This window comes from Neobacillus sp. 204 (assembly GCF_046562815.1).
Taxonomy (GTDB): domain Bacteria; phylum Bacillota; class Bacilli; order Bacillales; family Cytobacillaceae; genus Neobacillus.
This window is the reverse complement of the sequence record NZ_JBJORY010000006.1, coordinates 116472-136695: the sequence shown is the minus strand read 5'-3', so window position 1 is coordinate 136695 and position 20224 is coordinate 116472. Positions and strand designations below refer to the sequence as shown.

Below are 20224 nucleotides of genomic sequence, written 5' to 3'. Positions count from 1 at the left end.
TTTTTGCGGCAGCTTTTTTTATGAAAATATTGATTTAATCGTATCAATTAGCCAGGCAAAAAATTGCTTTACTTTTTCTAAAAAGCCTTGCCCTTCTTCCGATTCTAGAAATTTAGAAATACGATCTTTTGCCTTGTCAAGTTGATCGCTAACTTGGTTCCAGTCAATGTTTAAATCCTTTAGTTTGTTAAAAAAGTCCATTAACCGTTGCATTTCCTCATCAGTAAGCTTTACATTTAAATCATTTGCCGCTTGTTCGATAATATTTCGTAATTCTTGATCATTTTGTGGTTTGTTTTTAGCAATTTCTTCTTTCACTTTAGCAATTAAAGCGGCCGCATTCTGATCACCTATGGATTCACCTAGTTTCGCTGTTTCGACCATTTCTTGGTTTGCAGCCTGCTTCACTTCTTCTGGAATGGTTTTATCAGCAGATATCTCGTAGGCTTTAATTATTCCTGTTAAGGCAGCAGTTCCTGAGACAGTAATCGGGGCTGTAATATAAATTTTTGCATCTTTAACCCCTGCCGTAATCAAGGCATTGACGTACATCTCGTCCGTAACCCAATTAATATTCTTCGTTTCAACAGTGATACCAGCACCTTTAGGTTGGATGGTTATCGCAGAAGATGAAATGGCTTTTGTGCCGATTAGCTGTTTTGATACATATTTTCCTAAATATTGGTGCTCCTCCGCGTTTGAAACTGTAACGATTTGAACATCATCAGGGGCACCCATTTCTCTCAATAGTGACGTCTTCTGATCTTCAGTTAAATTTTCTCCTAGTGTAACAATCATGTCACCTTCAACTACATCAGCAAAGGTGCGAACTGGGATGAAAATTAAAAATGCTAACATGAAGTAAATAAGAATTTTTTTCATAGTTTCCTCCTCGGAATTCTACAGGTAATCAAGAAAAGTTGTGACTTGTGATTCTGTTATTAATATAACCGAATTCAATAATTATAACGTAAATATTAAGCTTGAAGTTTCATAGAAAATAAATCTTGTTCGGAAAAATGCAAAATATGTGGGTAGAATAGCTTATTCTTGTAATTTAGTGTAGAATGTAGGACAGTAAGACATCTTCAAATTACTTTTGGAGGAAACTGTTTAATGAAGAGAAGCAACTGGGTTATATTTAGTATTCTTATCGCTGTCTCCGTTTTATGGGGAGTTATCTACTGGATTTTTATCGGACCGAAACACTAATAATAATTTTGATTGATGAATGTCTATTAATTATGTATCATGGGGATTAATGAAACATAATAACTTTCACTACATATAATGAATAATGTTTTAATATTGAGTTACTTGGTAAAAATATACTATTGTTAAACCATCTAGTTAGTCGGTTTATTTAATATAATGAGGGATCTAAATGTTAATTCGTTATAAGAAAGCTTTTGAAAAAATAGCCATGGGATTATTGTCTTTTATGCCCAGCGAAAAAGATTTAAAAAAGCTGCAGCATACGATGAAGGAATATGAAACCGAAGAACAATGGCAGTTATTTCTTTGGAAAGAAGAAGATATCATTGGGCTGTTGGGTGTCTTGAAACACAATGATACCAATTCTTTAGAAATCTTGCATATCTCCGTTAACCCTTCCCATCGGCATCAGGGAATCGGTAAAAAAATGGTTAAAGCTCTAAAAGAAATGTATGCTGAAAAAGAAATTACTGCTAATGAAAATACAGCCGCTTTTATCGAAAAATGTGATTTTTGCTAGATTTACATTCAAAAAGGCAGTGAATAATAATTATTCGCTGCCTTTTCGCGTCTTTAATGACTGCTTTCTTTCTTCAATTATGCTGGTTCTGTCACGTAATTTATGACGGTCGATAAGCAGTTTATCTGTTAAATCACTTTCTTTTCCCCACATAAACCCTTTTTGTTCACATGCCTTTTTTGCCAATTCAGCTAAGGCTTTGTCACAGATTGGCAGGGAAAAGCTTCGATAAGATTCCCCTTTTTGAAGGGTGGATACTTGCTCATTTAATAATTGGAAAAACTCTATATTATTTATACCAAGTTTAGCCAAAGAATCTGGTTGGAATTCAAAAATCTTACTTGCCTTTAATAAGGTTCGTAAGGCACCGCTAAAATTATTACGACGATGATGATAAGCAGACACGGATAATAAAATTAAACCAACCCAAATGGAATCTTTATTTCTTGGATCCGTCTTTTTCCAATAGTCTTCAAGAAGTTCGTGGCATTCAAAATAATCACGGTCGCCATGGAAATGGGCTAAAAATTGGATATACTCGCTCGGGTACAAGCAATTCCCCCCTTACTAAATATGTAGGTATAGTTTATCACAGTTGAATGATTCCTTAATAACCTAAGTAACCTGTAAATAAAAAAACCCGTCAAGGATGACGGGGCCAGTAGTTCTGACTAAAAATGGCTGCCTTAGGAAACCGGTTTTGAGGTAGTTCCTTTAGCCTTCCAAGATTAATTAATAAATCCAGGAAGCACCAACGATAATTAACAAGATAAATAGAACTACAATTAACGCAAATCCGGATCCAAATCCATCAGACATATTCATTACCTCCTAAAAGATGTTTTGTTCTTTTCTTTGTCATCATATGTAGGAGATTTGTCCATTGTTATGGGCAAACATCATGATTTGATAATATTCCCACGCCAAGTTGATTTTTCTATTGGATAACCTTATTTAATCCTCTATACTATTAATAGTCGAAGGGAATAATCAACAACTTATTTTTAAAGAATTTTGGTGAAGTACAATGCCATATCAAGTGAAAATTGATGCATTTGAAGGACCGTTAGATTTGTTGCTCCATTTAATTAATGGGCTGGAGATTGATATATATGATATTCCAGTTGCCCAAATAACTGAGCAATACTTAATGTATATAAAGACCATGAATGAGCTTAAGTTAGATGTCGCAAGCGAGTTTTTGGTGATGGCTGCGACATTACTCGTAATCAAGAGTAAAATGCTTTTACCCAAACATGAGGAGGTTCAGGGTCAAGAGGATCCCGACATGTTATATGAAGAAGATCCGAGAGATGAACTTGTTGAGCGCCTGATAGAATATCGAAAGTATAAAGAAGCGGCCCATGACTTAAAATCCATGGAAGTGGAACGTGGGCTCATGTATACAAAGCCACCAAGTGATCTCTCCGAGTTTACGAAGGAAAGCCAGCCTGAAAAAACAGAGCTAAATGTTTCTTTATATGATATGCTGGCAGCGTTTCAAAAATTAATGAGGCGGAAGAAGCTTCAACGCCCGATGGCAACGAAGATTGCACGACAAGAAATATCGATTGATAAAAGAATGACAGAAATTATGGTTGAATTAAAACAGCTTAAAGGACGGAAAAACTTTAATGATTTATTTCCTTATCCTACGAAGGACCACATCGTGGTAACTTTTTTGGCAGTTCTGGAACTAATTAAAAGAAAAGAGATAGATGCACAGCAACAAGAGAACTTTGGAGATATTTATGTTGAAGCTGTAAAGAAAGGGGCAGAAATGATTGGACATCATTAATTGGAACAGTATTCTAGAAAGCCTTTTGTTTGCTGCTGGAGATGAAGGACTTTCACTGAAACAACTTGCAGAGGTCCTTGAAGTTAGTGAACTAAAAGCCAATGACATCATTGCGGATCTAAAAAAAGAATATGATGGTGATCCCAATAGGGGAATTATGATTGTCCAACTTGCCGGAACATATCAGCTTGCTACAAAGAAAGAAAATGCTGTGTATTTAAAAAAGCTAGTGGATTCCCCTCATACCTCTACATTGTCACAAGCAGCATTAGAAACATTAGCGATTATTGCCTATAAACAGCCAATAACTCGGGCTGAAATCGAGGAAATTCGTGGTGTCAAAACAGAAAGACCTTTGCATACCCTGATGGCAAAAGTGTTAATCAAAGAGGTTGGTCGTGCGGAAGGGACAGGAAGGGCTATTTTATACGGGACGACAAAAGAGTTTCTTGATTACTTTGGGCTCAAAAGTATTGAAGAACTTCCTCAGCTTCCTGAAAAGGCAGAAGAGGAATTTATTCAGGAAGAAGCCGATCTATTTTTTGAGAAATTTAATGAGACGATTAATTCTTAATTTTCAAATACTTATTTGAATTTATGATAAAATATAGCTAAGTTTATTAAATTCTTTCTCAATGAGTTGGACTGATTTATTTTCCATATTTTCATTGGCCAAGGAGTGGAATTAATTTGTTAATTAAAGAGTGTAAAGGGTTTGAATTGGAAAAAGAAAAATCAAATACTTCTGAGGACTTTTTCAATCGAAGTATCATTACTTTTTATGAAGATGGAGAGGAAAAAACCCTTCATGTTCTATATGTAAGATACTTTGATGAAATTCGCCATGAATTCACACCATACGAGCAAGACCCAATTTTTGTTAAGCAAGATCAGGAAGTTGCCTTTAAAGATATTGTAGCGCTTGTCTGTCTCTTGAAAAATCCAGGTCTGAGGAGTCGGAAACGTATTTATATTAATTCTAAGCAAGAATTTGCTTCTTATTTTCAAGATATCAATTATAATAAATTACCTGAAATCTTTCTTTCTTTAAATCAAAAGAAAGAATATGAGCTTCGTTCTCCGCTTGAATTCATTATGCAGCCACAATAAGTATTCTTACCGAAGTAAAAAACTAGGGGGTAAACAATGGGTAATACATTGGTAAAAACACAATTAAATGAAGTAAAGAGTTTTCTAGGAAAGTCAATTTCAACATTAGAGAATTTTTTAAATGAAGCAACTATTTCACAACTAAACTTAGAAAATGAAGAAGATCGAACCTATAATAAATTGATCTTTGCAAATTTACGGAAAATAATTGTTTATAGTGAAGAAGGGTTAGATGCATGCTCCGTTATTTTGCAGGGCAGCCCTTTTCAAAAAGCAGCCGCGGAAAAAACACTTTATAAAATATATCACCAATGTATTGAAGAGTTTTTCTCCCCGAAGAATGATGCTTGGTATGAAGACAGCAGGTCAGCTTACACTGGAAGGAATTCGATTAAGTTTTACCGCACTGTATCAGACCCTATCATTCAGTTGGTTAAAAGTTTAGAAGGTGACTTTCAAAGAATTAGGGAAGAACTTGAGTATTATGAAACAGATTACAGAACAAAAATGATCCAATCCAAATAAGAATTTCTGTTAAAGGCTGTCCTAATAAGGGCGGCCTTTATTTTGTTCTTATTAAACCGTCTCACTCATACCATTTAGATAGATTACTTATCAACACAAGTAGGGGATGAGGGATTGTATGGATAATAAGTTTAGTCAATATGTTAACGAATTGTTTGAATGGAATGAGCAAATGAAGCAGTTTCTTCAAACGGAAAAGGAGGGGGGTAACTCTGAATTGTGGGAACAACTGGATAATTTTACTGAGTTAATTGAAAGTACAAAAAGGCAGTTATCCAATGAGGAACTACTAACACTACAAGCAAAGGCTGAATATATCCATTTGCAAATGGAAAATTATTTTAATAGAAAACAAGCAAGCGGTGTCACATCGGTGGCAGTAAAAGAGCTTCCTCCAGGGGGGCATACACTTCCTGATCTACCTTATCCCTATAATGCTTTGGAACCGTATATTTCAGAGGAAATCATGAGGCTTCATCACGATAAACACCACCAGTCCTATGTAGATGGATTAAATAAAGCAGAACTTAATCTAAAAAAAGCAAGAGAAACGAATGATTTTTCCTTAATTAAACATTGGTCCAGAGAACTTGCCTTTCACGGCTCAGGGCATTACCTTCATACGATTTTTTGGAAAAACATGAGCCCTAATGGAGGAGGAAATCCGCAAGGTCTGTTAAAAAGGGAAATAGAAAAATACTTTGGAAGTATATCGGCTTTTAAGAAACAATTTTCTGAAGCGGCGAAACAAGTAGAGGGCGTAGGTTGGGCTCTATTGGTTTGGTCGCCACGGGCAAGGCATTTGGAGGTCCTACAATCTGAACGACATATGCTATTGACTCAATGGGATACCATTCCACTGTTAGTATTAGATGTTTGGGAGCATGCTTATTATCTTCAGTACAAGAACAAAAAGCCTGAATATGTAGACAATTGGTGGAATATAGTCAATTGGCATGATGTAGAAATGCGCTTTGAAAAAGCATCGGACATTAAATGGCCTGCGTTTTAAAAGAAAAGCGGAAGCGACCGTTTAGCGACGTATGGACTGGAGCGCTCTGACTGAGATAAAGGAAACACGGAGAGCGGAGCGATTCGATGTTGACTTATCGTAGGGAAGAGAGCGAAGTACACTAGTCGCTGGTCGCTGTAGCTAGACAGTTTTCGGAATATAAGAATGATTACTTATCCTAGCGGAAGCAGACGGCAAATTGTCGTCTGCTTTCGTTTTTCTTCTGTAAACTGTCATAACGAGTCTTGTCCTGCATAAACTTGTACAAGAAAAACGAAAAGCAAATGCGCTTTGGCGCTCTATAGTCGATAACTTTACAAGGGGACGAGGTTAATCTAATGAGAATGATTTGGAAACTAGTTATTTTTTCTCTCATAGTCTCAATATTCATTGCTAACATTCCTCAAAAGGTGGAAGCTTCTGTTACCGTAAATGCAGCAAGTGCTGTTTTGATAGAGCAGAAATCAGGGCGTATTCTTTATGAGAAAGATGCCCACACAAAAAGAAGAATCGCAAGTATTACCAAAATAATGACTGCGAAACTAGCAATTGAATCAGGGAAAATGAATGAATATGTAAAAGTAAGTGAACAAGCAACTCGTGCGGAAGGATCCTCTGTTTATTTAAAACCTGGTGAAAAAATTAAGCTTAAGGATTTAGTTTATGGATTGATGCTCAGGTCTGGTAATGACACGGCTGTAGCCATCGCTGAATATGTTGGGGGAAGTGTAGAAGGATTTGCCTACTTAATGAATCAAAAGGCAAAAGAAATTGGGATGTTAAATACCCATTTTTCTAATCCTCATGGCCTGGATGATCATAAAGACCACTATTCCACAGCTTACGATATGGCTGTGTTAATGCGTTATGCCATGCAGGATAAGACATTTAAAAAAATCTCTGGAACCAAGGTTTATAGAGCACAAAATCCTACAGAGGATTGGGACCGTGTTTGGAAAAATAAAAACCGCTTGCTTACAAAATATAAATATACCACTGGTGGAAAAACAGGTTACACCAAACTTGCTAAGCGAACACTGGTTACTACTGCAACCAAGGGAGATATGAATTTAATTGCAGTCACCTTGAATGACCCAGACGATTGGAATGACCATATTACCATGTATGAAAGTGGTTTTAAAGGGTTTGATATGGCTGAGGTATTACATGAGGGAAAAATTGATGGTATTAAAAATAAATATTATAAAAATCATTTATATGTTAAAAAAACTATTGTTTATCCGGTAACAAGTGAGGAAATGGACTTGTTTTCTATTAAATATAAGTTGAACAAACCCACTCGAAAATTCGATGAAGATAAAAAAAATGAGGAAATCGTGGGTAAGGCAGCAGTTTATTTAGACGGGCGAGTTGTCCAGGAAACCCCCATTTACTATCAAAACGTACCTGAAAAGAAAGAAGGATTGTTTGATTTCGTAAAGAAAATTTTTCTTATCTTCATTGGTGTGAAGGACAATGGTTAATTATATCTGGGTGTTTATGACAATCGTCGGTTTTGTTTTTGCCCTAATCAATGGAACAATGGCGGAAGTCAACAAAGCCATATTTGATGGGGCGAAAGAAGCGGTGACACTTTGTATTGGGCTTATTAGTGTCCTTGTTTTTTGGCTTGGAATGATGCGAATTGCTGAGGAGTCTGGCCTGCTAGAACGTCTTTCGAGACTATTTCGCCCACTGGTTAAACGACTATTTCCTGATGTGCCTGTAAGCCACCCTGCAATGGGGTATATATTATCGAATATGATTTCTAACATGTTTGGTTTAGGAAATGCGGCGACTCCTCTTGGTATTAAGGCGATGGAGGAACTGAAAAAGTTAAATGGAGGAAAGGATTCAGCTAGCAGATCCATGGTCACCTTTTTAGCCATTAATACTGCAAGCATTACGATTATTCCAACAACTGTCATTGCGATAAGAATGAATTATCATTCTGCATCACCTACAGAGATTGTTATTCCAACAATCATCGCGACCATAATCTCGGCATTAGGTGCGATCTTAATTGACCGTTATTTCTATTATCGCAGAAACAGAAAAGGATGAAGAAAACATGGAGCTGGTTTCAGTAATATCGTTAACTTTTATTCCTTTACTCATTGGGTTTATTCTATTATATGGTACGATTAAAAGAGTCCCAACCTATGAAAGTTTTGTTGAAGGGGGAAAGGAAGGCATTAAAATCGCCGTATCTATTATTCCTTTCCTAGTCGGTATGCTCGTGGCTATATCCATCTTCCGGGCATCGGGTGCCTTAGATGCTCTAATGAATTGGATTCGACCATTCATGAAAACAATAGGGGTGCCTGCTGAAATTGTTCCATTATTAATCATTCGACCGATTTCTGGAAACGCTGCACTCGGGATGACAAGTGATTTAATTGCTGTTTATGGCCCCGATTCGTTTATTGGCCGATTAGCATCTGTTTTGCAAGGGAGCACAGACACGACCTTTTATGTTTTAACTGTCTATTTTGGGGCAGTCGGCATTAAAAAGATGGGGGATGCTCTAAAAGTAGGTCTCCTTGCTGACATTGTCGGCATTATCGCCGCCATTGCAGTAGTTGCTTTTATTTTTGGAACAAAATAACAAAAAATTGACTGTAGCATGTTCTTTTGAACATGCTCTTTTATTTTTTCCGCTATTTACATCCGTTACTTTGAAAAGTAAAGGAATTGTGTCATAATTCATAAGGATAGGTTCCTGTTTTCGATTCACGAGCATGCAATGTGATCGATTGCTCAAATTAAACAATAGCAATATGCTGGTATCTTATCTTTTTTATATAGATAAATTCGAGGTGGAATAATGGAAAGATTACAAAAAGTAATTGCTCGAGCGGGCATTGCTTCTAGAAGAAAATCTGAAGAATTAATAAAAGAAGGGCGAGTAAAGGTTAATGGAAAGGTTGTTACTGAACTTGGTCTGAAGGTGTCACCGTCTGATAGGGTAGAAGTCAATGAAATACAGATTGAGAAGGAAGAACCAGTTTATTTCCTTTTATATAAACCAAGAGGTGTTATATCCAGTGTTAATGATGAAAAGGGCAGAAAAGTAGTTACCGATTTCTTTCCACATTTAAAGGAAAGGATTTATCCAGTAGGTCGACTTGATTACGATACATCAGGTTTATTAGTGTTAACAAATGATGGAGAATTTGCCAATTTACTCATGCATCCAAAAAATGAAATTGATAAAGTTTATGTTGCAAAAATAAAAGGAATTCCATTAAAAGAAAATCTGAGGAAACTAGAACGAGGAATCCGTTTAGAAGATGGAAAAACAGCCCCTGCAAGAGTGAAATTAATAACAGCAGATAATAAAAAGCAAACCGCAATCGTTGAAATAACCATCCATGAAGGTAGAAATCGTCAGGTTAGAAGGATGTTTGAAGCAATTGGCCATGAAGTGGTGAAATTGAAGCGTGAACGATATGGATTCTTAACACTTAATGGTTTAAGAACAGGTGATGCAAGAGAACTGACTCCACATGAAGTGAAGCAACTTAGGGCAATCGGAATGGGGTCGACCAAAAAAAATTCATAAAACCGTCACAATTTATGTTCTGCATTAACACTGTGATTAAGTTGGAAAATGCTATAATTTAGACAAACTGTGTCAGGTGATTTATTGGAGGGTTATATATGAAAAAACGGCGATTAGTTATAAGATCAATCATCTTACTTTTACTAGGTTCTGCCGTTGTTTATACGCTTTATGCTAATTTTACAAAAGATACCAAACAAAAAGTAGCGGTTGGAGCGCAGGCTCCTGATTTTGCATTGGTCGATATGCAAGGAAACAAACATCAGTTATCAGATTACAAGGGACAAGGGGTATTCCTGAATTTCTGGGGAACATGGTGTCCGCCTTGTAAAAAGGAAATGCCTTATATTAATAATCAGTACCATCAGTATAAGGACAAAGGCGTGCAAGTCTTGACAGTAGATATTCAAGAATCTGAACTCGCAGTTAATCAATTTGCAGAACGTCTAAAACTGGATTTTCCGATAATGATTGATACAGATAAAGAAGTCATGAATACTTATGGAATTGATCCGCTTCCAGCTACATTTTTAATTGATAAGAATGGCAAGGTCGTAGAATATTATACGGGTGAACTTACAGAAGAAAAAGTAAGGGAGTTTATGGAGAAAATTAAACCTTAAGGTTGTAGGGAGTTTTTTCAATGAAAGATGTTAAATGTGAATGTGGACATGTAAATCCCCATGGAACAGTTTTATGTGAAGCATGTGGTAAAGAGCTGATCAATCAAACTAACTCTGAACAGCTTATTGATATGCGCTATGAAGGAAGTGCACGCCGTTCACAAACATACAATAAAACGATTATTGATAAAATATGGAACTTTTTTTCATCAGTAAAAGTTGGAGTTTGGCTGATTATTATTACCTTAATTGCATCATCACTTGGTACCATTTTGCCGCAAGAAATGTATATCAACTTACCTGCAGATGTATACTACGAGCAAGAATACGGCTGGTTTGGTAAATTATATTACCAATTAGGATTTAATAACTTATATGGTTCCTGGTGGTACTTAATCTTGATTGCGATGATTGGTATCTCGCTTGTAATTTGCAGTCTTGATCGAGTTGTGCCTTTATATAAGGCCCTTAAGGCTCAAAGAGTAACTAGACACGAAGGCTTTTTAAAACGTCAGCGTGTTTTCGGTGTGAACGAAATAGCAAGTGAAAGTGATTTTGCAACTATTAAGAAACACCTGCAGAAACGACGATACCATATTCGCGAAGAAAATGGTGATATTTTAGCAGAAAAGGGCCGCTTTGCTCGCTGGGGTCCATACGTAAACCATGTAGGTTTAATTATTTTCTTATTTGGTGGAATGCTGCGTTTCATTCCTGGGATGTACGTAAATGAGGACCTTTGGGTACGGGAAGGCGAAACAGCTGTTGTTCCAGAGACGGATGGACAGTTCTATCTTCAAAATAACAAGTTCATTCTGGAGCATTACGACAAAAACAAAGATAAAACCTTTGAAAAGGCCATTGAAAAAGCGGGTGAGGTTGTAAAAAATTATCAATCCAACGTTGTTTTATATAAGCGTGTTGGACAAAACCTCCCTGGTGAGAAACCGACGCTTAAGAAGATCAAAGATTATAAGGTTCGAGTCAATTTACCGCTGCAATATGAAGGCTATTCGGTATTTCAGTCTTCTTTCAGGAATGAGTTAAGTAAGATGTCATTTGCTCTGACAAATAAACAGACAAATAAATCAACTGGAGAACTGACAATAGACCTCCGAGAACCAAAGATGAAGTATGACCTTGGAAACGGTTATTCGGTTGAAATTCTTAACTATTTTCCTGATTTTGAATTTGCGGATAATGGCGAGCCAACAACCAAATCACGTGTACCAAATAACCCAGCTTTTGTTTTTCGGATGGTCTCTCCTGAAAAGCCAAAAGGGGAAACGAGTTTTGTAGCCATTAAGCAAACGATTGAACCATTTGGTGATAATCAATATAAGATGTCTTTTAAAGGAATTGAAACGACAAATGTTTCAGGGTTTATTGTTCGTAAGGATTCAACATTATGGGCGATAATATTAGGTGGAATCATCTTTATGATTGGTGTTATTCAAGGTGCTTATTGGAACCATCGCCGTATTTGGATTCAAAACAAAAACGGTCAAGTTTGGATTGCGGCACATACAAACAAAAATTGGTATGGTTTAAGAAGAGAAATTGAGGGCGTATTGGCAGAAACGAATCTTGCAATGCCAATCGATCAAGCGCAAATTGAAGAAATGGATAAGGGGGGAGTCTAGTTGGCAACAATAAGTAGTAATTTATTATTTATTTCGTTTGTTCTATATTTAATTGCAACCTTATTTTTTGGAGGGTCAATTAAATCAAAAAAGGCAGGTAATGAAAAGCAAGGTACCAATAGCTGGGGAAAAATCGCTGTCTTATTAACGATTGTTGGTTTTATATCGCAGTTAGGTTACTTTATTACTAGATGGATTGCAGCAGGACACGCTCCAGTAAGTAACATGTTTGAGTTCACGACATTCTTTGGAATGGCTCTTGTAGGTGCATTTATTGTTATTTATTTTATTTATAGGACGACCTTACTAGGATTATTTACAATGCCAGTTGCCATATTAGTAATTGCTTACGCTAGTATGTTTCCAAAGGATATTACCCCATTAATACCCGCATTACAAAGTTATTGGCTCCATATTCATGTAACTACAGCGGCGATAGGGGAAGCTATTCTAGCGATTAGCTTCGCGGCTGGTCTTATTTATCTCGTAAAGGCAATTGATCAAACAAAATCCAGCAAACGAACTTTTTGGCTTGAAACGGTGATGTTTGCTTTAGTTGCCGTTCTCGGTTTTGTTGCTGTATCTTCGATTTTTTCAGGGTTAGGTTATCATGAAAAATTTAATTGGATTGATAAACACGATAATGCAGCAGTTGTTGAATTTACAATGCCTGCCATTTCTGGACCTCATGAAGGGGAACTACTAACTAAAGACCGATTCAAGCCTTTGTTTGAGGTACCAGCCTTCATCAATGCCAAAAAATTAAATACTGTCATTTGGTCATTGATGGCAGGTCTCGTTATTTACGGCTTAATTAGGCTGATCTTAAGAAAGCGTATTGCTGCAGCCCTTAAACCGATTGTTAAAAACATTAAACTAGACTTTGTTGATGAGATTAGTTATCGGTCTGTATTAATTGGTTTCCCGGTTTTTACTCTTGGAGCACTCATTTTTGCCATGATATGGGCACAAATGGCTTGGTCAAGATTTTGGGGCTGGGATCCAAAAGAAGTTTGGGCATTAATTACTTTTTTGTTCTACGCAGCATTTTTACATCTACGACTGTCAAAAGGATGGCATGGCGAAAAATCCGCATGGCTAGCTGTAATTGGCTTTGTAATCATTATGTTTAACCTTGTTGCAGTTAACCTTGTCATTGCAGGACTTCATTCCTATGCGGGTTCTTAAATAAATAAATTTTATAGCCTTCACTTTTAAAAAAGTGAGGGCCTTTTTAAAACTCAAATGTTTTAGGGTTTGTCAAAATATTGTCACAATTTAAATGGGGAATTAGCAGGAATATATAGCATAAAACAATACCATTTTGTAAAATAAACTCCATGGGGGGATTAATAATGGATAAAGACGTGAAAATTTTAGTTGTAGATGATGAGGAAAGAATTCGTCGTTTATTAAAAATGTATTTAGAGCGTGAAGATTATACAATTGATGAAGCTGAAGATGGAAATGAAGCATTAGAAAAAGCGTTTGCTAATGATTACGATGCCATTCTCCTTGACCTAATGATGCCTGGCAAGGATGGAATTGAAGTTTGTCGTGAATTAAGAGAAAAAAAGGCAACACCGGTAATCATGCTTACCGCTAAAGGTGAAGAAATTAATCGTGTTCAAGGCTTTGAAGTGGGTACAGACGATTATATTGTCAAACCATTCAGCCCTCGGGAAGTGGTCTTACGAGTCAAAGCATTGTTAAGGAGATCATCACAAACTAGTTACCTGCAAACGGAAACAACAACTAAAGACGTAATTGTATTTCCACATTTAACAATTGATAATGATGCACACAGAGTAATGGCTGATGGTAAAGAAGTTAGTTTAACTCCAAAAGAATATGAGTTACTTTATTTCTTGTCGAAAGCACCGGATAAAGTTTTTGATCGCGAACAGTTACTTAAAGAAGTTTGGCATTATGAATTTTTTGGAGATTTACGAACAGTTGATACGCATGTAAAGCGTCTCCGTGAAAAATTAAACAAGGTTTCCGAACAAGCTGCAAGAATGATTGTTACAGTTTGGGGTGTAGGATATAAATTTGAGGTTATTAATGAATGACCTTTTTAAGAAGTGTTGTAGGAAAGCTTTGGTTAACGATTCTTTTATTAGTATCATTTGTACTATTCATCTTGACAATCATGCTTCTCGAATTTTTCCAAAACTACAATGCTGATGAGATGAAGAATGATTTAACCAATACAGCTAAAAAAATTGCAAACGTTATACAAAAACATCCAGATGATAATTTTCCACTTGGCTTAGAGATATCCTGGGAAATTATCGATAAAGTGAATAATGTTGTGGTCATAAAAAATGACGATGAAATCTATTACTCTCCAAACACGGAAAATACAAAAAGGCTATCATTGACAGATATTAAAAATGATCCAAATTTATCAAAAGTATTTAATCAAGACATTACAGTGGAAAAGATCTCCACTCTTGCGTTTAATGATGAAGAAAAAGGTGCTAAGTATACGATTATTGGTGTACCTTTGCACCTTCCTGGAGAAGAGCATAGTGCAGTTTTCATTTATCAATCATTGGAAGTCATGCAAGAGACTACCCATGAAACAACTAAATTTATTCTCCTTGTTGCGGGTGTCGCTATTATCCTTACGACTATATTTGCCTTCTTTTTATCCACAAGAATTACCGCTCCGTTAAGAAAGATGAAAGAAGCGGCATTTGAGGTGGCAAGGGGGAAATTCGATACGAAAGTTCCTATCCTTACTCACGATGAAATTGGTGAACTGGCAACTGCGTTTAATCAGATGGGAAGGCAATTGAAATTTAATATGAGTGCACTTAGCCAAGAAAAAGAGCAGCTTTCTAGTATTTTAAGCAGTATGGCTGATGGGGTTATAACTTTTAATCGGGATGGCACGATTCTAATTACCAATCCACCAGCAGATCGTTTTCTTCAGTATTGGTATTATGAAATGGGGGCATTTAGTTCTGATTCCGAAGCTATACCACCAGAAGTTATGGATCTTTTTCAGCAAGCTGTTGATACGGAAGCGGAACAAATTGGCGAGATTTCATTTCAAGGCAGGCACTGGGTTATTTTAGTTAGTCCGTTATATAGTAACCGGTTTATTCGCGGTGCGGTTGCTGTTTTGCGGGATATGACGGAAGAACGACAGTTAGATAAAATGAGAAAAGACTTTATTGCCAATGTTTCACATGAGCTACGTACGCCTATTTCCATGTTACAAGGTTATAGTGAAGCAATTGTAGACGATATTGCTGAATCCCAGGAAGAGAAAAAGGAAATGGCAAAGGTCATCTATGATGAATCCTTGCGAATGGGCCGACTTGTTAATGAATTACTGGATTTGGCCCGAATGGAAGCAGGTCATCTCCAGTTAACAAAAGAGGAAATGAATATATCATCATTTATTAATCGTATTATCCATAAGTTTCAAGGATTAGCTAAAGATAATGAAATTCAATTATATGCAGAAATTGAAAATGGAATCACTTCAATTTCCTTTGATCCTGATCGTATTGAACAGGTACTTACGAATTTAATAGATAATGCTATTAGACATACGCCTAAAGGCGGCTCAGTTAAATTAAGTGTGACATCAGAAGACACGGGGATCATGATTCGAGTGAGAGACTCTGGCTCTGGTATTCCTGAAGAAGACTTACCATTTGTCTTTGAGCGGTTTTATAAAGCAGATAAAGCGCGAACAAGAGGCAGAGCTGGAACAGGTCTTGGACTGGCCATAGCTAAAAATATTATTGATGCACATCATGGACATATTTCTGTTCAGAGTAAACTCGATCAAGGGACGACATTTTCCTTCTTATTGCCTCGAAAATAGTAAAATGAACAAGTTTTTTGCCGATTGTTCTTGATTCATGAGAAACAATTAAAAGCGAGAGCGACTTGTCTAGGGGCTTATGACCTCGAGCCCCTAGGCGCTGGAGCTAGATACATTTCAAAACTCATCCATTACCGGGATGAGTTTTTTATCATATTTTTTGGGAATTGAATTCCAAATAATACCTTTCTTTTTGTCACAAAACAGTCTATATTTATAAGGTGAAACTTTTATACATATAATTCGACTAATATTATGAACGGGGAGGGGAATTGATGGACTCCGTTTTCGATGAACTTTATCAAAAATATCATCATGACGTTTTTCAATTTCTATTTTATATGGTTAGAAACAAAGAACAAGCCGAGGATCTTGTCCAAGAGGTCTATATAAGGGTGTTTAAATCCTATCGTCGTTTTGAAGGGAAGAGCAGTGAGAAAACATGGTTATTTTCGATCGCAAGAAATGTAGCCATTGACTTTTTCCGAAAACAAAAAGGATGGAAAGAAAGATTACTCGAAAAATTCGATTGGTCAACTGACCAATTGAGAGACGTATATCCAATTCCAGAAGAAATTGCAATGCAAAAGGAAGAAATCAGATGGGTATATAACTGCTTGGAATATTGCACATTTGATCAACGTGCCGTGATTATTCTACGTTATATCCAAGATTTATCAATTGCTGAAACAGCCCAGGCTTTAGGATGGACTGAAAGTAAGGTAAAAACTACACAACACCGTTCTTTAAAGGTTTTGAAGAAATATATGGAATTGTCTTATGAAAAGGAGGGATCAGCGAGTGAGAAAGTCAGAGTGGAGCGATAAGCAGCTCGAAGAATTATTAAGGCAAATGCCTAAAATACAAGATGATCGCAATCCTCGTGACATATTTCAAAATCTTACTTTACGAAAATCAAAAATAAAACAATGGCTGGTACCTGGGCTCGCTACGGTAGCTGCATTATTTATATTCTTTATCTTAGTTCCTAAATTAATGGTCGGGACCGATTTATCAGGAGATAATGAAAAACAAGAAAAATCCTCAGTCGAACAAGACATGCAGACTACAGATAAGAATTCAACCCTTGCCATGCAAAAGGATAGTGCAAGTTCAAAAGCAAGAACATTTGCTGCTACGGAAAAAATTGAAACTTTGAAAACGGCTATCTATGATGAAGAAGTGGGTAAGGGAAAAGTAATAACCTATTGGATACCTGACCAGCAAGCACAAATTCTTGTACCAGTTTCAACGGTAGTTAAAGAGACAAACAATAAAACATGGCTTAGGTTATTTGGTGAAAATATGGTGAATTTAAAGGAGCAGGAATGGGGATTAAGTGAATTCTATCCTCTTAATGCTACATTGAAACTTGATAAGAAAAATAAAGTTGTTTTGGTTGATTTACCAGCAAACCATCAGTATGGACAAGGATCAGCGACAGAAACAAATTTTATTAATGTATTACAAAAGGATATATCTTCAAACAGCAATCTAAAAAGAATAAAGTTCACAACAAATGGAAAACCAGGAATTGAATTAGGAAATTATGGGCATCAGAAAGAATTAAAAATTCAGCAACAAAAAAATCATGCCTTCTTTTTTTACTATTCCGAAGGTAATGAAATCCCATACCTGGTCCCCTCCATAGAAAAGTATAAAGATATTAAGACGGCCTTAGAGTCTATGAAGAAGGATCAGCCGTTACTAGGGTTAAAAAGTTCGCTTTTACCAGCATTGCCGATAAATGAAGTATCTATTAATAAAAAAACATTACTTGTTACAATGAATGAGGATGCGAGCATTCAAGATGACCAAACAACAATAAATGCTTATGAGTCACTGTTATTGACAGCTAAAGAGTTTGGTTTAGAAAAAGTCATGATTACGAATTCGCCAGTAAAAAACATTGGACCATTTGACTTATCAAAAGAGAACAAAGTCCCGAGGGCACCCAACTTACGGACGATGCAATAATTATTTTCAATCAACCGATTAAGGTTGATTTTTTTAATTATGAATAAAATAACTAATGTCTCCAAATTATAACAAGTATGCCTAATCACTCCTCCGCTACTGAATATGTTCTAAATGTGCAGGAAAAAACATATGGTGTGGAGGAGGAAAGAACTAAGGAGGTTGACAAAAGGAAATGCGAGATTACATAAAAAGGGTTTTTATTGCCCTAATTATGGCGCTATGTGTCAGTTTGTTATTTTTAGGTGGAAAACATTCCGAAGCAAGTATGAAGGTTGACAAAGAGGTAAGGGATGGATGGATATGGCCAGCGGATGGGATAATTTCTGATACATACGGGACAAGGATGGGCAAACATAAAGGTATTGATATTGCTGGAAAATTAAATACACCTGTCCTAGCCGTTGCTGAAGGACAGGTGGTGAAATCCTATTACTCTAATACATATGGAAATGTGGTGTTTATAAAACATCCAAGTCATTTTGTGACGGTCTACGCACACTTAAACAAGCGAAACGTATTTGTAGGTCAAAAGATTAAACAAGGGGCAATAATAGGGAAAATGGGGAAAACAGGACAAGCTACAGGGACCCATCTTCATTTTGAAACTCATCAGGAAGAATGGAGATATGATAAGAAATTTGCCATGGATCCAGAAAAAATATTAGGAAAAGCTGACCCAGGGGAGACCGTAACGGGAGGTATCGCTGCTAGTAATGACGATGTATTAGAGGCGAGTTTACATATTAAACCCCAAAATGAGGATAAGATAAAAGTGAAAAATAAACAATATATAGTCAAACAAGGTGATACATTATATTCTATTTCGAAAAAAAGAAACATCACTGTGACACGAATTAAAGAGCTAAACCATCTTTCCACGGATTTGATTAAACCTAAGCAAATATTAAATGTAAATTAGTTTTCAATAACAAAGCCTGTAGACTTTTGTGTGCAGGCTTTGTTGTTGAAATGGGAAAAACAGTGACAAACTCGTTAAAGTGGAAACCTTTTACTTAACAAAAAATAGCTTCTAAAGTATAATTAAAATTGTAACTAAATATCGATCTATCTTCGGGGCAGGGTGAAATTCCCGATCGGCGGTATTTGAGTAAAACTCATTAGCCCGCGAGCCGTATTAGGCAGGATTTGGTGCGATTCCAAAGCCGACAGTATAGTCTGGATGGGAGAAGATGGAGGTTCTGCAGACGTTCAAAAATTATACATGTAATGAACGTTTATTAAGCGTGCCTTTGTGAACTCCCTCAAGCAAACATTGTTGAGGGAGTTTTTATTTAAATGGGGCTCGACTGTTTGCTGAACCTCTCTTCCTAAACGCGATGGATCAAAAAAGGAGAGAGGAAGATGAAGAAGATGAAGAAAAAGAGGAAAATGAATGTAAAGGCCTATGTGTCGATTGGGATGCTGAGTAGTATCGCTTATCTGCTAATGCTACTAAACTTTCCATTGCCGCTATTCCCAAATTTCTTGTTTGTCGATTTCAGCGACATCCCTGCATTAATTGCCACTTTGATTTTTGGACCAGTTGCAGGAATCTTAGTTGAGTTTTTTAAAAATGTTCTTAATTATATTGCAACAGGTAGCCAAACAGGAATTCCTGTGGGCCATATAGCCAATTTTGTTGCTGGAATTGTGTTTATCCTGCCGACATATTTTGTATATAATAGACTCAAAACTAGAAAGGGTATGACACTAGCATTAATCTCCGGAACGGCTATCATGGCGGTTATGATGAGTATCTTAAATTATTTCTTTATTTTACCAGCTTATACCGTTCTTATGGGTTTCCCAGATATGCGAAATTTGGTCGTGCCAGCTATCTTGCCATTTAACATTTTAAAAGGTGTCATGATGTCTGTTATCTTTATGCTTCTATTTATTCGGATGCAGGCATGGATCAATAAATTTACAACTATTAAAAGCGTATAATTGTAGAGCAGCAGGGGGGAGATTATCCTTCCTGCTATTTTGTTATTAAAATAAAAAACCCCTCACCGATAAAGGAGAGAGGCAGTAGCTTAAATATTATCCTAAATATTATTCAAATTTCGTTGGATTGCCATCAAAAGCTTCGTCTGCTACTTTAATGGAATCAGTAGGACAGCCCTCAAAAGCATCCATCATATCGTCGATTAATACATCAGGAATTTCAACAATTCCTTCATTATCATCAAGTGTTACGAATGCGATACCTTCATCATCGTAATCATAGATATCTGGTGCTGCTGCGCCGCAAGCTCCACATGCGATGCATGTTTCCTTATCAACAATTGTATACTTTGCCATGAAAAAAACCTCCCAGTAAATTGAAAAAATAATACTCATTTCCATCATCAATATGAAAACGGATAACTCATATCTATTGTAA

General features: G+C 36.4%; 23 protein-coding genes and 1 riboswitch. Of the genes, 19 read left to right on the top strand and 4 right to left on the bottom strand.

Annotated elements, in window-relative coordinates; translation table 11 throughout:
• Positions 1–18 precede the first annotated feature (18 nt).
• A complete protein-coding gene (locus ACJ004_RS13930; protein WP_410893641.1) occupies positions 19–882 on the bottom strand; it encodes a DUF1002 domain-containing protein in 864 nt (287 codons plus the stop codon).
• A 502-nt stretch (positions 883–1384) separates the two neighbouring features.
• Here ACJ004_RS13930 and ACJ004_RS13925 point away from each other — a divergent pair.
• Positions 1385–1735, top strand: a complete 351-nt coding sequence (locus ACJ004_RS13925) for a GNAT family N-acetyltransferase (protein WP_410893640.1) — start codon at positions 1385–1387, stop codon at positions 1733–1735.
• A gap of 30 nt (positions 1736–1765) precedes the next feature.
• Here the strand turns inward: ACJ004_RS13925 and ACJ004_RS13920 are convergent, their stop codons facing one another.
• Both ACJ004_RS13920 and ACJ004_RS13915 read right to left on the bottom strand, forming a co-directional pair.
• Positions 1766–2287 carry a DUF309 domain-containing protein gene (locus ACJ004_RS13920; protein WP_410893639.1) on the bottom strand — a complete coding sequence of 174 codons (522 nt, stop codon included), beginning with the start codon at positions 2285–2287 and terminating at the stop codon, positions 1766–1768.
• A 180-nt stretch (positions 2288–2467) separates the two neighbouring features.
• Complete coding sequence (locus ACJ004_RS13915; protein WP_283879564.1) at positions 2468–2554, bottom strand: YjcZ family sporulation protein; 87 nt, start codon at positions 2552–2554, stop codon at positions 2468–2470.
• Between the two features lie 208 nt (positions 2555–2762).
• On the opposite strand from ACJ004_RS13915, the gene ACJ004_RS13910 reads away from it, so the two are divergent.
• The 18 genes from ACJ004_RS13910 to ACJ004_RS13825 all read left to right on the top strand — a co-directional run bounded on the left by ACJ004_RS13910 (position 2763) and on the right by ACJ004_RS13825 (position 19785).
• A complete protein-coding gene (locus ACJ004_RS13910) occupies positions 2763–3533 on the top strand; it encodes a segregation/condensation protein A (RefSeq protein ID WP_410893638.1) in 771 nt (256 codons plus the stop codon).
• Positions 3520–4107, top strand: a complete 588-nt coding sequence (gene scpB / locus ACJ004_RS13905; RefSeq protein ID WP_410893637.1) for an SMC-Scp complex subunit ScpB — start codon at positions 3520–3522, stop codon at positions 4105–4107. Before ACJ004_RS13910 ends, scpB begins: the two co-directional genes overlap by 14 nt.
• 116 nt (positions 4108–4223) lie before the next feature.
• On the top strand, positions 4224–4643 hold the full coding sequence (locus ACJ004_RS13900) for a hypothetical protein (protein ID WP_410893636.1): 420 nt from the start codon (positions 4224–4226) through the stop codon (positions 4641–4643).
• Positions 4644–4679: 36 nt separating this feature from the next.
• Entirely contained in the window at positions 4680–5168 is a 489-nt protein-coding gene (locus tag ACJ004_RS13895; RefSeq protein WP_410893635.1) for a YpuI family protein, read from the top strand.
• Between the two features lie 118 nt (positions 5169–5286).
• Positions 5287–6180, top strand: coding sequence for a superoxide dismutase (locus ACJ004_RS13890; protein ID WP_410893634.1), 894 nt, complete (start codon positions 5287–5289; stop codon positions 6178–6180).
• 338 nt (positions 6181–6518) lie between these two features.
• Positions 6519–7664 (top strand): D-alanyl-D-alanine carboxypeptidase family protein, encoded by a 1146-nt coding sequence (locus tag ACJ004_RS13885; protein WP_410893633.1) that lies wholly within the window; start codon positions 6519–6521, stop codon positions 7662–7664.
• Positions 7657–8244 (top strand): nucleoside recognition domain-containing protein, encoded by a 588-nt coding sequence (locus tag ACJ004_RS13880; RefSeq protein WP_410893632.1) that lies wholly within the window; start codon positions 7657–7659, stop codon positions 8242–8244. The genes ACJ004_RS13885 and ACJ004_RS13880 overlap by 8 nt, the downstream gene beginning before the upstream one ends.
• A 7-nt stretch (positions 8245–8251) precedes the next feature.
• Entirely contained in the window at positions 8252–8788 is a 537-nt protein-coding gene (locus ACJ004_RS13875; protein ID WP_410893930.1) for a spore maturation protein, read from the top strand.
• Between the two features lie 219 nt (positions 8789–9007).
• Positions 9008–9745 (top strand): 23S rRNA pseudouridine(2605) synthase RluB, encoded by a 738-nt coding sequence (gene rluB, locus ACJ004_RS13870; protein ID WP_410893631.1) that lies wholly within the window; start codon positions 9008–9010, stop codon positions 9743–9745.
• Positions 9746–9843: 98 nt separating this feature from the next.
• Positions 9844–10368, top strand: coding sequence for a thiol-disulfide oxidoreductase ResA (gene resA / locus ACJ004_RS13865; protein ID WP_410893630.1), 525 nt, complete (start codon positions 9844–9846; stop codon positions 10366–10368).
• Between the two features lie 20 nt (positions 10369–10388).
• The gene (gene resB / locus ACJ004_RS13860) at positions 10389–12011 is read left to right on the top strand and encodes a cytochrome c biogenesis protein ResB (protein WP_410893629.1); all 1623 of its coding nucleotides are present in this window, start codon (positions 10389–10391) and stop codon (positions 12009–12011) included.
• Positions 12012–13199, top strand: a complete 1188-nt coding sequence (gene ccsB / locus ACJ004_RS13855) for a c-type cytochrome biogenesis protein CcsB (protein ID WP_410893628.1) — start codon at positions 12012–12014, stop codon at positions 13197–13199.
• A 167-nt stretch (positions 13200–13366) separates the two neighbouring features.
• Positions 13367–14083 carry a response regulator transcription factor gene (locus ACJ004_RS13850; protein ID WP_410893627.1) on the top strand — a complete coding sequence of 239 codons (717 nt, stop codon included), beginning with the start codon at positions 13367–13369 and terminating at the stop codon, positions 14081–14083.
• Entirely contained in the window at positions 14080–15858 is a 1779-nt protein-coding gene (locus tag ACJ004_RS13845; protein WP_410893626.1) for an ATP-binding protein, read from the top strand. The genes ACJ004_RS13850 and ACJ004_RS13845 overlap by 4 nt, the downstream gene beginning before the upstream one ends.
• Positions 15859–16133: 275 nt before the next feature.
• A complete protein-coding gene (gene sigX, locus ACJ004_RS13840; RefSeq protein WP_410893625.1) occupies positions 16134–16685 on the top strand; it encodes an RNA polymerase sigma factor SigX in 552 nt (183 codons plus the stop codon).
• Entirely contained in the window at positions 16660–17835 is a 1176-nt protein-coding gene (locus ACJ004_RS13835) for a hypothetical protein (protein WP_410893624.1), read from the top strand. Before sigX ends, ACJ004_RS13835 begins: the two co-directional genes overlap by 26 nt.
• A 175-nt stretch (positions 17836–18010) precedes the next feature.
• Positions 18011–18757, top strand: coding sequence for a peptidoglycan DD-metalloendopeptidase family protein (locus ACJ004_RS13830; protein WP_410893623.1), 747 nt, complete (start codon positions 18011–18013; stop codon positions 18755–18757).
• 144 nt (positions 18758–18901) lie between these two features.
• A riboswitch (FMN riboswitch) is annotated at positions 18902–19034 on the top strand.
• A 166-nt stretch (positions 19035–19200) separates the two neighbouring features.
• Positions 19201–19785: an ECF transporter S component gene (locus tag ACJ004_RS13825; RefSeq protein ID WP_410893622.1), complete on the top strand. Its 585-nt coding sequence runs from the start codon at positions 19201–19203 to the stop codon at positions 19783–19785.
• Positions 19786–19893: 108 nt separating this feature from the next.
• Here ACJ004_RS13825 and ACJ004_RS13820 read toward each other — a convergent pair whose 3' ends face one another.
• A complete protein-coding gene (locus tag ACJ004_RS13820) occupies positions 19894–20142 on the bottom strand; it encodes a ferredoxin (RefSeq protein ID WP_024030326.1) in 249 nt (82 codons plus the stop codon).
• Positions 20143–20224: the final 82 nt, after the last annotated feature.

Bases quoted from the DNA above. Each gene is read 5' to 3' on its own strand.
- ACJ004_RS13930 (WP_410893641.1), bottom strand. From the start codon at position 882: ATGAAAAAAATTCTTATTTACTTCATGTTAGCATTTTTAATTTTCATC.
- ACJ004_RS13925 (WP_410893640.1), top strand. From the start codon at position 1,385: ATGTTAATTCGTTATAAGAAAGCTTTTGAAAAAATAGCCATGGGATTA.
- ACJ004_RS13915 (WP_283879564.1), bottom strand. From the start codon at position 2,554: ATGTCTGATGGATTTGGATCCGGATTTGCGTTAATTGTAGTTCTATTT.
- ACJ004_RS13910 (WP_410893638.1), top strand. From the start codon at position 2,763: ATGCCATATCAAGTGAAAATTGATGCATTTGAAGGACCGTTAGATTTG.
- ACJ004_RS13895 (WP_410893635.1), top strand. From the start codon at position 4,680: ATGGGTAATACATTGGTAAAAACACAATTAAATGAAGTAAAGAGTTTT.
- ACJ004_RS13890 (WP_410893634.1), top strand. From the start codon at position 5,287: ATGGATAATAAGTTTAGTCAATATGTTAACGAATTGTTTGAATGGAAT.
- ACJ004_RS13885 (WP_410893633.1), top strand. From the start codon at position 6,519: ATGAGAATGATTTGGAAACTAGTTATTTTTTCTCTCATAGTCTCAATA.
- ACJ004_RS13880 (WP_410893632.1), top strand. From the start codon at position 7,657: ATGGTTAATTATATCTGGGTGTTTATGACAATCGTCGGTTTTGTTTTT.
- ACJ004_RS13875 (WP_410893930.1), top strand. From the start codon at position 8,252: ATGGAGCTGGTTTCAGTAATATCGTTAACTTTTATTCCTTTACTCATT.
- rluB (WP_410893631.1), top strand. From the start codon at position 9,008: ATGGAAAGATTACAAAAAGTAATTGCTCGAGCGGGCATTGCTTCTAGA.
- resA (WP_410893630.1), top strand. From the start codon at position 9,844: ATGAAAAAACGGCGATTAGTTATAAGATCAATCATCTTACTTTTACTA.
- resB (WP_410893629.1), top strand. From the start codon at position 10,389: ATGAAAGATGTTAAATGTGAATGTGGACATGTAAATCCCCATGGAACA.
- ACJ004_RS13850 (WP_410893627.1), top strand. From the start codon at position 13,367: ATGGATAAAGACGTGAAAATTTTAGTTGTAGATGATGAGGAAAGAATT.
- ACJ004_RS13845 (WP_410893626.1), top strand. From the start codon at position 14,080: ATGACCTTTTTAAGAAGTGTTGTAGGAAAGCTTTGGTTAACGATTCTT.
- sigX (WP_410893625.1), top strand. From the start codon at position 16,134: ATGGACTCCGTTTTCGATGAACTTTATCAAAAATATCATCATGACGTT.
- ACJ004_RS13830 (WP_410893623.1), top strand. From the start codon at position 18,011: ATGCGAGATTACATAAAAAGGGTTTTTATTGCCCTAATTATGGCGCTA.
- ACJ004_RS13825 (WP_410893622.1), top strand. From the start codon at position 19,201: ATGAAGAAGATGAAGAAAAAGAGGAAAATGAATGTAAAGGCCTATGTG.
- ACJ004_RS13820 (WP_024030326.1), bottom strand. From the start codon at position 20,142: ATGGCAAAGTATACAATTGTTGATAAGGAAACATGCATCGCATGTGGA.